Below are 15,761 nucleotides of genomic sequence, written 5' to 3' on the forward strand. Positions count from 1 at the left end.
GGAGAAGTGCAATGGAGATTACCACTCTTCAGATTGTGCTGGTGTTCGTCGTCGCATGTATTGCGGGTATGGAATCCGTACTTGATGAATTTCAGTTCCACCGCCCTCTGGTGGCCTGTACGCTGATTGGGGCCGTTCTGGGTGACATGAAAACCGGTATCATCATCGGTGGTACCCTGGAAATGATCGCCCTGGGCTGGATGAACATCGGCGCAGCGGTTGCGCCCGATGCGGCGCTGGCCTCTATCATTTCGACCGTTCTGGTTATTGCTGGTCACCAGAGTATTGGTGCCGGTATCGCCCTGGCGATACCGCTGGCTGCAGCAGGCCAGGTTCTGACCATCATCGTTCGTACTATCACCGTTGCCTTCCAGCACGCGGCGGATAAGGCGGCCGAAAACGGCAACCTCACGGCACTGTCGTGGATCCACGTTTCATCCCTGTTCCTGCAGGCGATGCGTATCGCGATCCCGGCGGTTATCGTAGCGATCTCTGTTGGTACCAGTGAAGTGCAGAGCATGCTGAACGCCATTCCAGAAGTGGTCACCGGCGGTCTGAACATCGCGGGCGGCATGATCGTGGTCGTCGGTTATGCGATGGTCATCAACATGATGCGCGCAGGCTATCTGATGCCGTTCTTCTACCTCGGCTTCGTGACCGCAGCCTTCACCAACTTCAACCTGGTTGCACTGGGTGTGATTGGTGCGGTAATGGCGATTCTCTACATCCAGCTCAGCCCGAAATATAACCGCGTCGCGGGTGCCCCAGCGCAGGCTGCTGGTAACAACGATCTCGATAACGAACTGGACTAGCAGGTGAGCGAAATGGTTGATATGACAAAAACTACCACCGAGAAAAAACTCACTCCGGGTGATATTCGTGGCGTGTTCATCCGTTCTAACCTGTTTCAGGGTTCATGGAACTTCGAACGTATGCAGGCGCTGGGCTTCTGCTTCTCCATGGTGCCGGCGATCAAGCGCCTGTACCCGGAAAACAACGAAGCACGCCGTCAGGCGATCAAGCGTCACCTGGAATTCTTTAACACCCATCCTTACGTAGCGGCTCCGGTTCTGGGCGTAACGCTTGCGATGGAAGAACAGCGTGCGAACGGCGCAGAGATTGACGACGGTGCTATCAACGGTATCAAAGTCGGCCTGATGGGTCCGCTGGCCGGTGTCGGTGACCCAATCTTCTGGGGTACCGTGCGTCCGGTCTTCGCGGCGCTGGGTGCCGGTATCGCGATGAGCGGCAGCCTGCTTGGCCCGCTGCTGTTCTTCATCCTGTTCAACGCCGTGCGCCTGCTGACCCGTTACTACGGTGTGGCCTACGGCTACCGTAAAGGGGTGGACATCGTTAAGGACATGGGCGGCGGCTTCCTGCAGAAACTGACTGAGGGGGCGTCAATCCTCGGCCTGTTTGTCATGGGGGCGCTGGTTAACAAGTGGACGCACGTGAACATCCCGCTGGTGGTATCGACCATCACCGGTCAGGATGGTCAGACGCGCGTCACCACCGTGCAGACGATTCTGGACCAGCTGATGCCGGGCCTGGTACCGCTGCTGTTGACCTTCGCCTGCATGTGGCTGCTGCGTAAGAAAGTGAACCCGCTGTGGATTATCGTTGGCTTCTTCGTCATCGGTATCGCGGGCTACGCAGTCGGCCTGCTGGGTCTGTAAGTTTCAATGCTATAGGCCGGGGGCTTGCCCCCGGTTTTTTTATCTGGAGGATGAATGACTGTCACGGACATCGTACTGGTTTTATTTATTGCTGCCCTTCTGGCTTACGCGATCTATGACGAGTTCATCATGCCCCGCCGTCACGGCGAGACGCTGCTCTCCCTTCCCCTTCTGCGACGCGGGCGCGTAGATGCGTTTATCTTCGCGGGTCTCATCGTTATTCTTATTTACAATAACGTCACCAGTCATGGTGCAATATTAACCACATGGTTATTATGTGCGCTGGCATTAATGGCGGTTTATCTGTTCTGGATCCGCACGCCGAAAATCATTTTTAAATCCCGCGGATTTTTCTTCGCCAATGTGTGGATAGAATATAACCGTATTAAAGAGATGAATTTATCCGAAGACGGTGTGCTGGTGATGCAATTAGAACAACGCCGCCTGCTTATTCGGGTGAAGAATATTGACGACCTGGAAAAGATATACAATTTACTTCTTAAAACTCAATGACTTGGATATATAGCAATGGCTATATTCTGTGTTTATCTTGCGCAAGAAATATAGCCTAAGCTATATCCTTTTCGTTAATTTGCTTTCTATTTTTTAACGATAATTTCACGCTTAAAGACAAATGAAAATCGTTATCAACAAGCATTTTAAATAATGGTTATCCATTGTTGTTTTATATTCTCAAAATATGTTAAGGTTGCGCCCGTCGTTGGGGAGTAGCCGATTTCCTGTTCTCAGGAAATGTACGTGTCAACATACTCGTTGAAAAACGTGGCGCGTACGGTTCGCTGACAGCACATCTTATGTGCGGTGCGATCAGGCGAGACCATAGATACATCAACTGCTGTTTACTGGGGGCAGTGATGTGTCATATGGATATCCCCGGTCTGGACGCTGTTATGAATATCTCCGCTACGATCCTCCTCGCTTTTGGCATGTCCATGGACGCTTTTGCGGCTTCCATCGGAAAAGGTGCCACGCTCCACAAACCTAAGTTCTCAGAAGCCCTGCGTACCGGCCTCATTTTTGGCGCTATCGAAACGCTGACGCCGCTTATCGGCTGGGGTCTTGGCATGCTCGCCAGCCAGTTCGTGCTGGAGTGGAACCACTGGATTGCCTTCGTACTGCTGGTGTTTCTCGGTGGCCGAATGGTGATTGAAGGTTTTCGCGGCGGTGATGATGAAGACGAAGAGCCGCAGCACCGTCACGGGTTCTGGCTGCTGGTCACCACGGCGATTGCCACCAGCCTTGATGCGATGGCCGTCGGCGTCGGTCTGGCATTCCTGCAGGTCAATATTATCGCCACCGCGCTGGCCATCGGCTGCGCAACGCTGATTATGTCCACGCTGGGCATGATGGTTGGACGGTTTATCGGCCCGCTGCTGGGTAAACGCGCCGAGATCCTGGGAGGAATTGTGCTGATTGGCATTGGTGCCCAGATCCTCTGGGCACACTTCGCCGGTTAATCTTCGCGCTGCCAGACGTGGATACTGAAATCCGTCTGGCAGTTAAATATTGATTGTACAGCTAACGCTTCCCACACTTCCGGTTTTGCCCGCCACGCGAACGGCGTCATCTGCAGCAGCGCGGTGGCTTCTTCCCCTTTCAGCGTCATTTCATACGCCACGGTTTGCTCTTGCTTCAGGGTAAAACCGGCCAGCTGTTCAGAATGAAGGGCATGCAGTCGCACTTCGTCGTAGATCAGCCCTTTCAGCTCCATCAGATGACGCGGGCCCGGCGTTACGGTGACTACCCATCCGCCCGGTTTCACCACGCGAGCCAGCTCTTCCGCCTTGCAGGGCGCGTAAATACGGATAACCGCATCCATGCTGGCATCGTCAAACGGCAGCCGGTGGCTGGATGCCACGCAGAACGTCACGTCAGCGTAACGCTTTGCCGCCGCGCGAATGGCCACTTTCGACACGTCCAGACCGAATGTCAACGCGCCCTTCTCACGGGCGATCTGGGCAAAGCGTGCGGTGTAGTACCCTTCCCCGCAGCCGATATCGAGCATGGCGGTGGCTGAACCCGGCAGGATGTCATTCAGCATCTGCGCGACGGTCTCCCGCAGCGGCAGATAGTGCCCGGCATCCAGAAACTCACGACGCGCCTGCATCATCTCTGCACTGTCGCCTGGATCGCGGGAGCGCTTATGCTGCACCGGCAGAAGATTCACGTAGCCTTCTTTTGCCATATCAAACTGATGCCCCTGCGGACAGGTATAGCTTTTATCTGAATGCGTCAGGGGGGCGTGGCAAAGGGGACAGCTGAAGGACATGGTGACTCCGGAGCATAATCAAAGGGCGAAGTGTACCGCTATTCGCCCTGGTTATAAACGCCCGGTTAACGCATAACGATAAGGTGATCGGAACCCGCCGGTAACCCGTCAGGTTTCACATTCTCCAGACGCAGCACGTTGCCCATAATCTCGCTGAAGACAGGTGCGGAAACGGCACCGCCGTAGTAGGCACCATTTTGCGGATCGTTAATGACCACCACCAGGGCAAAGCGCGGATCGCTGGCGGGCGCGACGCCGGCCGTATAGGCAACGTATTTATCGACGTACTTCCCGCTGTCGTCAATTTTCTTTGCCGTACCGGTTTTCACCGCCACCCGGTAATCACGAACGGCGGCCTTAACGCCCCCGCCGCCGGGCAGCGCAACGCTCTCCATCATGTGCTCCACCTCGTGCGCAATCTCTTCCGGCATGACGCGGTGCCCGATAACGGGTGGATCGATACGCGTAATCGAGAGAGGTCGCTCGAGCCCGAAGCCGCCAATCGTGGCGTAGACGTGCGCCAGCTGGAGCGGCGTCACCATCAGCCCGTAGCCGAAAGCAAAGGTCGCGCGATCGAGCTGGCTCCAGTATTTACGATTTGGCAACAGCCCCGCGCTCTCGCCCGTTAAGCCAAGCCCCGTATTCGTGCCAAATCCAAAGTTGCGATAGGTATCAATAAGATGCTGGACAGGCATTGCCAGGGAGAGTCGTGACACGCCGGTGTCGCTCGATTTTTGCAGGATCCCGGTCATCGTCAGTTCAGGATAATAGCCCACGTCGCGGATACGATGCCCGTCAAGGGTATACGGGTGAGTGTCAATCACGCTGTCCGGCTGGACCAGGCCCTGCTGCAGGGCCGTCATCAGCACCAGCGGCTTGACCGTCGAACCGGGCTCGAACGTATCGCTGATGGCGCGATTGCGGAAATCGTTTATCGTCGCGCCTTCCCGATTATTGGGGTTGAAATCCGGATAGCTCGCCATGGCGAGTATTTCCCCGGTTGGGATATTAATTAGCACCGATGCACCAGACTCGGCCTTGTTCCAGGCCACGGCATTATCGAGCGCATCTTCGGTGATGGTTTGCAGCCGCTCGTCGATACTTAACTGGATGTTATGCGCCGGTGCAGGCGCCACTTCCGTCAGGTTTTCAACCACGCGACCGTATCGGTCTTCCCTTACCTGCCGCACACCCGGCTTGCCGGTCAGCTGCGCGTTAAAGCTTTTTTCCACGCCTTCAATGCCCTGCCCGTCAATATTGGTGAAGCCAATCAGGTTCGCTGCCACATGGCCGGCAGGATAAAAACGGCGGGATTCATCGCGTAAATTGATGCCGGGCAGATTCAGCTTATCGATCCACTTCGCCTGTGCGGGATCGACCTGACGGGCAAGATAAATAAAACGCCCCTGCGGGTTGGCGTTGATTCGCGCCGAAAGTGTGCCCAGGGAGAGATGCAGCGCATTTGCCAACGCCTGCCAGCGTTCATCAACGCCAACGCCCCCTTTTGCCAGCACCGTTTTAGGGTCGGCCCAGACGGCCCGGACGGGCACGCTCACCGCCAGGGGGCGACCTTCGCGATCCATTATCATGCCCCGCGGCGCATCAATCGCCAGCTGGCGGAGGGATCGCATATCTTCCTGCTTCACCAGGTTGTCAGGCTTGATGATTTGCAGCCAGGCAACGCGGCCCAGCAAAAAAGCCAGACTACAAAAAATAGCTAAACAGAGCAGCACAAAACGCGCCGGCGTGAAATTGCCAGCGGTCGTTATCAATTTCTTCTTCACCTGAACCCCAGGACTGTTAAACAACGCCCTGATTTAACGGGAAAAGATGGGGTTAAGGTGGCAAAACAGTGCTACTAACCTCGCAGCTTTGCAACAAGTTACTAACAAGACCGCAAATGTTAATATTTTGAAAGATAAAGGACATAAAAAAGCCCCGCGTTATGCGAGGCTTTATGTCTGAGATTGAAGTGCGAAGCGCTTCAGTCAGCAGCGGTTCGATCAGATAGCAGTTACGTTAACTGCAGCTGGGCCTTTCTGGCCATCCTGAATTTCGAACTCAACGTTCTGGCCTTCAGCCAGAGTTTTGAAGCCGTTACCCTGGATTGCAGAGAAGTGTACGAACACGTCTTTGCTGCCGTCAGCAGGAGTAATGAAACCAAAACCTTTAGACTCGTTGAACCACTTAACTTGACCTTTAATCTTTGCCATTTTGCAAAATTCCTTAGAGTGTTTTCTTAGCCCGCAGGCATTAACTGAGATAAAACTGAGACATTACTGCATGAGGCACTAATATAAGGTTCGGCAGAGAAGCGGTATTCAACGACAACGTGTTTACTCAGGACTTCTTTACTGAAAATGCCACACATAAACAGAACTGTACCTCGTTTGACCCAAAACGTGTTATCACACACTATGTTTAATATGGCAAGCCATTTTTAAACATGTCTCGATCCGCCGCACAAATTCGAACAGTGCCTGTCAGGTTTTGCACAATTATGCGCATCACTTACAGACAGCTCTGCTGCGTAACAAAGACCCAGCGTTGCTTTCACAAGCGCTGTAATCTAAGACTTTTTTAACATAGCTCAATCATTACGAAGCGTCCAGCAACCGGGAAAAGAAATCTTACGTCCTGATTGAGTTAGAACAATTTGTGAAAACTTATGCTTAAATCATTGTAACGCGACCAAATTGTTTCAGACAAAAAACACTGTTAATAACCCGCGCCGAACTGTATTAAAATGCACCAACTAATAAACAGTGTTATGCACCAAAATAATGAAATTTTTATGACTCTGCATCAAAAGAAGGCAAGCAAAACGTTTCGATAAAAATAAAAAATTCCTGCACGCGTTTACAGACAGAATATATGCACTACGTTATCGCTTCGTTTATAAGGATAAATATTCACCAACTTTCAGTATCCTGAAAGAATGATTAACTGGTGCTAAATTATCTAGCGCGTCAGTTAACTCCCGCACAGGTTCATCCAGGGATTCATCTGCCAGTTCAAACACGCCCCAGTGAATGGGAAACGCCAGAGGGCAGCCCAGCTGCTGCCACAATGCCACCGCAGATTGCGGATCCATATGATGGACAGCCATGAACCATCGTGGGGCATAAGCTCCAATCGGTAATGCGGCAGCATCTATATGGCCCAGACGCTCAGGTATCAACAGCAGCTCGGGCGAATACCCCGTATCTCCGCTGAACCAGAAACGATGATGTCGACCTTCCATAACCCAGCCGCACCATAATGAGCGATTGCGGTTCCATGGCGTGCGCATACTCCAGTGCTGTGCCGGTACGGCGGTTAGCGTCATCCCCTGCCAGGTGAAGCTCTGCCACCAGTCGAGCTCAACCACGCATTTTGCCCCCCGGCGGCGAAACCAGGCGGCCAGGCCCAGCGGAACAAAAAAACTGACCTCGGGGAAGCGTTTGAGAATACGGCGAATGGTCGCGTCATCAAGATGATCGTAATGATTATGGGAGATGACGACCGCATCAAGCTGATGGAGTTGATCGACTGACAGAGCGGGAGGCGTTTTGCGCTGTGGTCCCAGGAAAGGGAGTGGAGAAGCGCGCCGTGAAAAAACCGGATCGGTAAGGATGATATTGCCGTCCAGCTGCAGCATCACGCTCGCGTGTCCCAGCCACCATACCCCATCTTCATGAGGTTGCGTAAGCTCAACCGGTTGCCACCACTGTTGGATAAAGTCTTCATAACCCAGCGCGGGTGGCTTCGGTAAACCGGCCTCTTTACGCGCTTTGCGCCAACGGTCAAGGTCGCTGGGTTGATGTCCAACAGGATCGGTATTACGAAAACCATTCGGAGTGTGATGTTTCAGGGAGGGGTCATACCAGGGATTTTTCCAGACCACAGCCACCTCCCGGACAAAAGATTAACGCTCAGCCACCAGGCGGATAAAGTCGTCTTCGTCTTTGTTATCTTCAGCGACCGCGTCTTTCGGCGCGTCTTTTTCTTCCGGTTCGTTAGCCTCACACAGACGGCGCAGCAGCGCATTCTGACGTTTTTGCTGATCGAGCAGCGCTTCCAGCAGTTCAATCTGCTCGTTAGTACGGGAACTGGCGCGGTTCACGAAAAACCAGATGACCAGGCCCACAAGCAGAACAACCAAAGAAATCATCAGGGATGCCATATTCAGCAGCCCTGAATTCAGTAACTCACCCATTTCACCACCTCAATAAAAACGTCTATTTTACCACTGGCGCGAAGGAAGGAAATCACCTTGAGAAAAAATGCGTATTACCACGGAATAAACTTATTGATTGCGCAAACGCCGCTAAAAAACTGTACATCCTGATCGCACATCACGTTGATCGTCTGCGTCCATAACACCACGCACGCTATCAGCACGATAATCAGAATTACCCAGCGTATTTTTTTCACTCCACACTCCGTCTAAAAACCTGATGTAACGAGGTTATCACGCTTATCTTAAACAAGGACTAACTGTACCGCCATCGCGCTTTTTTTCAGAATCCTGCACTTGTTTCATCGTGTAAACCCTTTACGCTAGCTTTATGATAACAACGACAAAAGAGGTTAATGATGCGCTTCATCATTCGAACAATTATTGCGCTAGCCATCGTCTGGATTGGCCTTCTGCTCACGGGTTACGGTGTGCTCGTGGGAAGCACCGAGAACGCAGCCGGGTTAGGGATTCAATGTAAATATTTAACAGCACAGGGCGTGAGCACTGCGCAATATTTGCATACTGACAGCGGGATCGTTGGCTTGACCCACTGTCCGGTCCTGCGTAAGACATCCGTCGTGATTGATAATGGCTAATCGGCCGGTGAAATGACTGGCAAAAAAAACGCCGCAACAGATGCGGCGTTTTTTTATACGAGCAGAGATTAAAACGGGTAGTCGTGGTAACCCATCTGTTCAGAAATCTTACGTGCGGCAGTGTGCAGAATAGCCACATATTCATGCAGGCGCTCTTCGGAGAAGCGTAAGGTCGGGAAGGAGATACTCAAGCCCGCGATCACAACCCCAAAGCGGTCAAATACCGGAACGCCGATGCAGCGCAGCCCTTCTTCCTGCTCCTCGTTATCTTCGCCATACCCCTGTTCGCGTACGCGATCGAGCACCGTTAACAGCGCGTCCGTGCTGGTAATGGTTCGTGAGGTACTTTGCTTGTATTCCACGCCTTCGAGGATCTGCTTCACTTCTTCACGATCGCGCCACGCCAGCAGAACCTTACCAATCGCGGTGCTGTAGAGCGGGTTGCGACGACCAATGCGCGAATACATGCGCAAATTGTACATGGAGTCGATTTTATGGATGTACACAATGCTGTCTTCATCCAACGCGCCGAGATGGATGGTCTCTTTGGTCAGGCGAGAGATTTCACGCATCTGAATATCAGCGCTGCGGATCAGGTCAACATTTTGTAGCGCACGGGCGCCCAGCTCAAACAGCTTCAGCGTCAGAGAGTATTTTTCAGATTCGCCTTCCTGGGCTACGTAGCCCAGCGACTTCATGGTTTGCAAAAAGCGATATACGGTGCTTTTAGACATCATCACGCGCTGCGACAACTCTGTAATACCTATTTCACGCTCTTCCCCCAGCGCCTGTAAGATACCAAACACCTTCAGCACGGAAGAAACAGAATCTGGCTGTTTATCCAAATCCGCAATAGCCATTTACCACCTCATAGAGAGTGTTTTATAAAAATCAGAACCGGTTTTTATTATAAGTTCCCGTCATGTCACCTGCAATCAATCCGCGTTTACTTCGTTACAAATCTGCGACATATCGCGGCTGTAACAATGCTAAAATAGTTACCCTGAGAATAATTTCACGCTGAGCTTTTTTAATCCTAATGGAAAAGACCCTTTCCGATGGCCTGCCTTTACCCCAGCGGTGTGGCGCTATAGCGACCATCATTATCGGTATCTCAATGGCCGTCCTTGACGGCGCAATCGCGAACGTTGCCCTGCCAACCATCGCCAGCGACCTGCATGCCTCTCCCGCCAGTTCGATATGGATCGTTAACGCCTATCAGATTGCGATTGTGGTTTCCCTGCTCTCGTTCTCTTTCCTGGGCGATATGTTCGGTTACCGTCGGGTGTATCAGTGCGGTCTGGTGGTTTTCACCTTCACGTCGTTGTTATGCGCACTTTCAGATTCACTGCATACCCTGACGCTTGCCCGCATTGCGCAGGGTTTTGGCGGCGCGGCGCTCATGAGCGTAAACACGGCGTTGATCCGCTTAATTTATCCGCAGCGTCATCTGGGTCGCGGCATGGGGATAAACTCGTTTATTGTCGCCGTCTCTTCCGCCGCCGGGCCAACTATTGCGGCGGCGATCCTTTCCGTTGCGTCATGGCAATGGCTGTTTGCTATTAACGTGCCGCTGGGCATTGTCGCTATATTCTTTGCCCTGCGCTTTCTTCCCGCTAACGGCCTTAAAAGCACCATGCCGCGCTTCGATGTGGCGAGTGCGGTGATGAATGCCCTGACCTTTGGCCTGCTGATTACGGCGCTGAGCGGCTTTGCGCAGGGACAGTCCCTGATGCTTACCGCCGCGGAGCTCATCGCCCTGCTGGCGATCGGCTTCTTCTTTGTTCGCCGCCAGCTCACTCTCCCCGTGCCTTTGCTGCCGGTCGATCTGCTGCGTATTCCCCTCTTTTCCCTCTCTATTTGCACGTCAGTCTGCTCGTTCTGCGCCCAAATGCTGGCCCTGGTTTCTCTGCCCTTCTTTCTGCAGAGCGTGGTCGGCCGTTCAGAAGTGGAGACCGGCCTGCTGTTAACCCCCTGGCCGCTGGCGACCATGGTGATGGCTCCGCTGGCAGGTTACTTAATTGAACGCGTCCATGCCGGTTTACTGGGAGCATTGGGGCTTGCGGTGATGGCGACAGGCCTTTTCGCGCTGGCTCTGCTACCGTCCTCGCCAACCGATCTGGACATCATCTGGCGCATGATCCTGTGCGGCGCAGGGTTTGGCCTGTTCCAGTCCCCTAACAATCACACCATTATCACCTCCGCGCCGCGCCATCGCAGCGGTGGTGCCAGCGGCATGCTGGGGACCGCGCGCCTTCTGGGGCAAAGCACAGGTGCGGCACTGGTTGCCCTGATGTTTAACCTCGCCGGGCAAAACGGCAACCACGTTGCGCTTCTCACCGCGGGAGCCCTTGCTTCCCTCGCGGCGGTCGTCAGCGGCCTGCGGGTGACCCAGCCCAAAGTTCAGGCATAAAAAAAGCCGGGCGGAGTGTTCTCCTGCCCGGCTTATTAGGGTTCTTAGCGTTACTTCAGGTATTCCCCACTGCGCAGCGCTTCGATACGTTTATCCAGCGGCGGGTGAGACATAAACAGCTCGCTCAGCGATTTGGATTTACCGTTAATGCAGAAGGCCATCATGCTGTTCGCTTCCTGCGGCTCGTAGCTGGTTTTCAGGCGCTGCAGCGCGGCAATCATCTTCTCACGACCAACCAGCTTCGCCGAGCCGGCATCCGCGTGGAATTCACGGTGGCGGGAGAACCACATGGTGATGATGCTGGCCAGAATACCGAATACCAGTTCCAGAACCATCGAAACGGCGAAGTAGATCAGCGGGTTGCCGTTGCTCTCTTCACCTTCGTCACGGTTTCCGCCCATAAAGCCAGCCGCGATCTGCGCCAGAATACGGGAGATGAAGATCACGAAGGTGTTCACCACGCCCTGAATCAGGGTCATGGTCACCATGTCACCGTTGGCGATATGGCTGATTTCGTGGGCAATAACCGCTTCGGCTTCGTCACGGCTCATGTTCTGCAGCAATCCGGTGCTGACGGCAACCAGTGACGCATCGCGACGGGCGCCCGTGGCGAAAGCGTTGATGTCCGGGGCATGGTAAATCGCCACCTGCGGCATGGCGATCCCGGCCTGACGGGATTGCTGAGCCACCGTATTCATCAGCCACTGTTCCATATCGTTACGCGGCTGTTCAATAACCTCACCACCCACCGATTTCAGTGCCATCCACTTCGACATCAGCAGGGAGATGAACGAGCCACCAAAACCAAACAGCAGCGCCATAATCAACAGACCCTGAACGCTGCTCGACTGAATTCCTGTCAGGCTTAGCACGAGCCCGAAAACCACCATGACCGCCAGGTTGGTGAGCAGGAAGAGCGCGATTCGCATCATAATTTTCTTTTTACCTCAGTTTAACAAAACGCACTATGCGATTACCCACATCGTATGGGTATTGCGGCTATTTTCAAGCATCCGGCGGGCGTAAGTCACCAGAAAGACACAACTTTACACAATTGGAAATCTGGCTGACGGAAGGATGAAGAACAAAAAGAAACAGGCACAATTCCTTGTGCCTGTTGGGTGATTATTTTGCCGGAGCGGGCTGTACGGCAGGTTTCTCTTTTTCCTGATTCGCCAGGTCGAGAGCGATATGCACCGTCTCGTCCAGATACGGATCCGGCTCCTGGTAATCTTTTGGCAGATCGTCCAGTTTTTTGAGCAGAGGCTTACCTTCGCGCTTGAAGCGATCGTTGATACGCGCCAGGCGGGTTGCATCGTCTTCGTTATTCTCTTTCTCACGCTGTGCGTAGTTCAGAGAAACGATATTCCGCTTATCTTTCAGGGCATTGAATCGTGCAATGTCCTTCATGATGTACTGGAACTCCGGATCTTTCGCGATGCGGTCGTTATGCGCTTTCAGCAGTTCAGGGCCAAATTGCGTCATATCACCCGCTTTCACGTAGGTCGCGGCATTGATGCTGTCCCACGGCAAGGCGTTATCTTCAAACTTCTCGCCGGTTTCGGTCTCTTCCGTGCCTGTCGGCATCATGATGTCCGGCGTTACGCCCTTACGCTGCGTACTGCCGCCGTTCACGCGGTAGAACTTCTGAATGGTGTACTGAACCGAGCCCAGCGCAGGCCATTCCGGACGCAGCATCTGATCGTAAATACGATTCAGAGAGCGATACTGCTGAACGGTGCCTTTCCCGAAGGTTGGCTCACCGACGATCAGCGCGCGGCCATAGTCCTGCATTGCAGCGGCAAAGATTTCAGACGCGGAAGCACTGAAGCGGTCAACCAGGACCACCAGCGGGCCTTTGTAGTAGACCACACCGTCGTTGTCGGCATCTTCACGCACTTTACCGTTGTTATCGCGCACCTGAACCACCGGACCAGATGGAATGAACAGACCGGAGAGTGAAACCGCTTCCGTCAGCGCCCCGCCGCCGTTACTGCGCAGGTCGATGATAATGCTGCTGACGTTCTGCTTTTCAAGCTTCTGCAGCTGAACCTTCACATCGTCAGTCAGGCCCACGTAGAAGCCAGGAATATCCAGAACACCCACCTTCTCTTTACCCACGGTTTTCACCGACATTTTCACCGCGCGGTCTTCCAGACGGATACGCTCGCGGGTCAGGGTAACGATACGGGTTTTGGTGCCTTTACCGGCAGGCAGAATTTCCAGACGAACCTTGCTGCCTTTCGGACCTTTGATCAGCGCAACCACGTCATCGAGACGCCAGCCGATCACGTCGACCATGTTCTGGCCTGTTTGTCCTACACCCACAATGCGATCGCCTACGCTAATCGCTTTGCTTTTGGATGCTGGGCCACCCGCGACCATGGAATTGATCACCGTGTAATCATCATCCATCTGCAGCACCGCGCCGATACCTTCCAGAGACAGGCTCATCTCGGTATTGAACTGTTCGGTGTTGCGTGGAGAGAGATAGTTGGTGTGCGGATCGATTTCGTGCGCAAAGGCGGTCATCGCGAGTGAGAAAACATCCTCACTGTTGGTCTGCGCCAGACGACGAATGGCAAATTTGTAACGACGCGTCAGCGTGTCACGGATCTCTTTTTCGTCTTTGCCGGTCAGCTTAAGACTCAGTTCGTCGTATTTAACTTTACCGTCCCACAGCGCATTCAACTCGGCTTCGTCTTTCGGCCAGGGTGCTTTACTGCGATCCAGATTAAAGGTGTCAGTACCGGTGAAGTCCATCGGACGTTCCAGCACTTTCAGCGCGTACTGATAGCGTTCAAAGCGGCGCTTTTGCGACAGGTTGTAGAGATCGTAGAACAGATCCAGCTTGCCAGAACGCAACTCGTCACCCACCTCGGATTTACGCTTAGCGAACTGCTCGACATCGCTGGCGAGCAAAACGTTATGGCTGTAATCCAGCAAGTTCAGATAGCGGTCAAAGATTTTGGCCGAAAAGGCCTGATCGAGATCGAACTGACGATAGTGCGAGCGGGTAAAACGTGAGGTCACGCGCTCGCTCACCGTCGCGTGCTGCGTCTCTTCCTTGAGAACCGGAATTTGATCAACACGCGTAATATCGTCCACTGCAAAAGCGTGACCTGTTATGGCAAACAGGCCCGCCAGCGCGGTGAGCTTAAAAAAAGTGTTCATGCCAGGCTTGGCCTCCGTTTCAGAACAACAAGTGTTCTGCGCGTACAATCATTGACATACCAGAAGTCAGCTGTACACGAACGCCATCTTTGGTGATTTCCAGTACGGTGGCGTCCATAGCATTGTTACCCGCTTTTACCTTCAGTGCCTGACCTACGCTCAGGGCGTTAATGTCAGAAACCGGCGTATGGCGCGGCTCTTCACGAGGGGCACGCGGGGCTTTTGCTGCTGGTTTGTCTGCACGCGGTTTGCGATCGTTATTATCGTGACGGCGCGGCGCAGGGCGTGGTTTACGCTCACGACGAGGCGCTTCTTCCTGGCCGTTTGCCGCTGCGGCTTCGCGTTTTTTCGCCTGCTGTTCTGCACGTTGTGCCTGAACGCGTGCTTTGGCTTCTTCAAGCTGCTTACGCGCGTGCTCAACGTGCTGCTCGTCCAGTTCACCACACGGGTTGCCGTCGAGATCCACGCGGGTCGCGCCAGCTTTGATACCGTACAGGTAGCGCCAGCTCGAAGTATAAAGACGTAAGGCGGAACGCAGCTGAGTTTTGCTGAGGTTCATTTCCCCTTCAACACGCGCCACCAGATCCTGAAAAATACCGACTTTCAGGGGACGAGCTTCACCTTCCGCGCTGAAGCACTGCGGGAAACGCTCGGCCAGAAATGCGATAACTTCTTTACTGCTATTCAACTTAGGTTGATTTTCCATGAAATTTCCTGATTACAACGGACGTTGCCAACAAGCGCAGGCATGAACAGGCGTCATTATAATGACGCTATCAGTAAATGCTACGTTATCCGTTGATTATCCTGCGACGCTCGCAAAGAATTTTTGATAATCGGTTGCAGCGAGTACGTTTTCCAGATTCGCCACCAGCTCGCGCAGCCCCTGTTCGTCCTCGGTTGTAAAGCGACTGAAGACCGTACTGTCGATATCCAGAACGCCAATAATCTGATTTTTGACCACCAGCGGCAGAACGATTTCAGAATTACTGGCGGCATCACAGGCAATGTGCCCGTCAAACGCATGAACGTCTTCCACACGCTGGACCTGATTTTCGGCCACCGCCGTGCCGCATACGCCACGCCCTACCGGAATACGCACGCAGGCCAGTTTGCCCTGGAACGGGCCGAGCACCAGCGTTTCACCTTCCAGGAGGTAAAAGCCGGCCCAGTTCACGTCAGAGAGACGTTCAAACAGCAATGCGCTAGTATTTGCCAGAGTGGCTAAGAAGCTGGTCTCACCCGCCATCAATGCCTTAAAATCGCGGTTCAGATCCGCGTAGAATTCTGTTTTGTTCATTATTCAATCACTTAGTTGTCTTACAAATTTACCGCATAGCCTATTAAAATAAGCATTAAATGCGCTCATGCTCAAGATGAATCCGTTCAT

17 protein-coding genes, 1 pseudogene and 1 riboswitch are annotated in these 15,761 nt (G+C 53.3%); of the genes and pseudogenes, 6 read left to right on the top strand and 12 right to left on the bottom strand.

Annotation, left to right across the window (positions count from 1 at the left end; genetic code table 11):
* Positions 1–11 precede the first annotated feature (11 nt).
* The 4 genes from manY to mntP all read left to right on the top strand — a co-directional run bounded on the left by manY (position 12) and on the right by mntP (position 3,154).
* Entirely contained in the window at positions 12–812 is an 801-nt protein-coding gene (manY, locus tag UR289_RS06830; protein ID WP_008500490.1) for a PTS mannose transporter subunit IIC, read from the top strand.
* A 12-nt stretch (positions 813–824) separates the two neighbouring features.
* Complete coding sequence (locus UR289_RS06835; RefSeq protein ID WP_006810994.1) at positions 825–1,676, top strand: PTS mannose transporter subunit IID; 852 nt, start codon at positions 825–827, stop codon at positions 1,674–1,676.
* Positions 1,677–1,730: 54 nt separating this feature from the next.
* Positions 1,731–2,189 (top strand): DUF986 family protein, encoded by a 459-nt coding sequence (locus tag UR289_RS06840; RefSeq protein WP_111964794.1) that lies wholly within the window; start codon positions 1,731–1,733, stop codon positions 2,187–2,189.
* Positions 2,190–2,387: 198 nt separating this feature from the next.
* Positions 2,388–2,584, top strand: a riboswitch (yybP-ykoY riboswitch).
* A gap of 3 nt (positions 2,585–2,587) precedes the next feature.
* Entirely contained in the window at positions 2,588–3,154 is a 567-nt protein-coding gene (mntP, locus tag UR289_RS06845) for a manganese efflux pump MntP (protein ID WP_029741998.1), read from the top strand.
* Here the strand turns inward: mntP and rlmA are convergent.
* The 7 genes and pseudogenes from rlmA to mgrB form a co-directional block, all read right to left on the bottom strand.
* A complete protein-coding gene (gene rlmA / locus UR289_RS06850) occupies positions 3,151–3,966 on the bottom strand; it encodes a 23S rRNA (guanine(745)-N(1))-methyltransferase (RefSeq protein WP_320709536.1) in 816 nt (271 codons plus the stop codon). The genes mntP and rlmA overlap by 4 nt on opposite strands.
* A 65-nt stretch (positions 3,967–4,031) precedes the next feature.
* Positions 4,032–5,750: a peptidoglycan glycosyltransferase FtsI gene (gene ftsI, locus UR289_RS06855; RefSeq protein WP_033145830.1), complete on the bottom strand. Its 1,719-nt coding sequence runs from the start codon at positions 5,748–5,750 to the stop codon at positions 4,032–4,034.
* 219 nt (positions 5,751–5,969) lie between these two features.
* Entirely contained in the window at positions 5,970–6,179 is a 210-nt protein-coding gene (gene cspE / locus UR289_RS06860) for a transcription antiterminator/RNA stability regulator CspE (protein ID WP_001062678.1), read from the bottom strand.
* A 13-nt stretch (positions 6,180–6,192) separates the two neighbouring features.
* Positions 6,193–6,337, bottom strand: a pseudogene (locus UR289_RS06865) (DUF2627 domain-containing protein).
* Positions 6,338–6,862: 525 nt separating this feature from the next.
* Positions 6,863–7,852, bottom strand: a complete 990-nt coding sequence (locus UR289_RS06870) for an MBL fold metallo-hydrolase (protein WP_320709538.1) — start codon at positions 7,850–7,852, stop codon at positions 6,863–6,865.
* Between the two features lie 21 nt (positions 7,853–7,873).
* Positions 7,874–8,164 (bottom strand): YebO family protein, encoded by a 291-nt coding sequence (locus tag UR289_RS06875; RefSeq protein WP_008500484.1) that lies wholly within the window; start codon positions 8,162–8,164, stop codon positions 7,874–7,876.
* Positions 8,165–8,238: 74 nt separating this feature from the next.
* The gene (gene mgrB / locus UR289_RS06880; protein WP_006175995.1) at positions 8,239–8,382 is read right to left on the bottom strand and encodes a PhoP/PhoQ regulator MgrB; all 144 of its coding nucleotides are present in this window, start codon (positions 8,380–8,382) and stop codon (positions 8,239–8,241) included.
* A 162-nt stretch (positions 8,383–8,544) separates the two neighbouring features.
* On the opposite strand from mgrB, the gene UR289_RS06885 reads away from it, so the two are divergent.
* Positions 8,545–8,784, top strand: coding sequence for a YobH family protein (locus UR289_RS06885; RefSeq protein ID WP_033145832.1), 240 nt, complete (start codon positions 8,545–8,547; stop codon positions 8,782–8,784).
* A gap of 68 nt (positions 8,785–8,852) precedes the next feature.
* Here the strand turns inward: UR289_RS06885 and kdgR are convergent, their stop codons facing one another.
* Positions 8,853–9,644, bottom strand: coding sequence for a DNA-binding transcriptional regulator KdgR (kdgR, locus tag UR289_RS06890; protein ID WP_023312208.1), 792 nt, complete (start codon positions 9,642–9,644; stop codon positions 8,853–8,855).
* Between the two features lie 179 nt (positions 9,645–9,823).
* On the opposite strand from kdgR, the gene UR289_RS06895 reads away from it, so the two are divergent.
* A complete protein-coding gene (locus UR289_RS06895) occupies positions 9,824–11,197 on the top strand; it encodes an MFS transporter (RefSeq protein WP_320709539.1) in 1,374 nt (457 codons plus the stop codon).
* A 50-nt stretch (positions 11,198–11,247) separates the two neighbouring features.
* Here UR289_RS06895 and htpX read toward each other — a convergent pair whose 3' ends face one another.
* From htpX to UR289_RS06915, 4 genes are all read right to left on the bottom strand, one after another.
* Positions 11,248–12,129: a protease HtpX gene (htpX, locus tag UR289_RS06900; protein ID WP_014884290.1), complete on the bottom strand. Its 882-nt coding sequence runs from the start codon at positions 12,127–12,129 to the stop codon at positions 11,248–11,250.
* A gap of 193 nt (positions 12,130–12,322) precedes the next feature.
* Positions 12,323–14,371, bottom strand: a complete 2,049-nt coding sequence (gene prc, locus UR289_RS06905; RefSeq protein ID WP_029741991.1) for a carboxy terminal-processing peptidase — start codon at positions 14,369–14,371, stop codon at positions 12,323–12,325.
* 19 nt (positions 14,372–14,390) lie between these two features.
* Entirely contained in the window at positions 14,391–15,077 is a 687-nt protein-coding gene (gene proQ, locus UR289_RS06910; RefSeq protein WP_023336085.1) for an RNA chaperone ProQ, read from the bottom strand.
* A 96-nt stretch (positions 15,078–15,173) separates the two neighbouring features.
* Positions 15,174–15,671, bottom strand: coding sequence for a GAF domain-containing protein (locus UR289_RS06915; protein ID WP_008500476.1), 498 nt, complete (start codon positions 15,669–15,671; stop codon positions 15,174–15,176).
* Positions 15,672–15,761: the final 90 nt, after the last annotated feature.

It is taken from the genome of Enterobacter sp. 302C9, assembly GCF_034106085.1.
Lineage (GTDB): Bacteria > Pseudomonadota > Gammaproteobacteria > Enterobacterales > Enterobacteriaceae > Enterobacter > Enterobacter asburiae_B.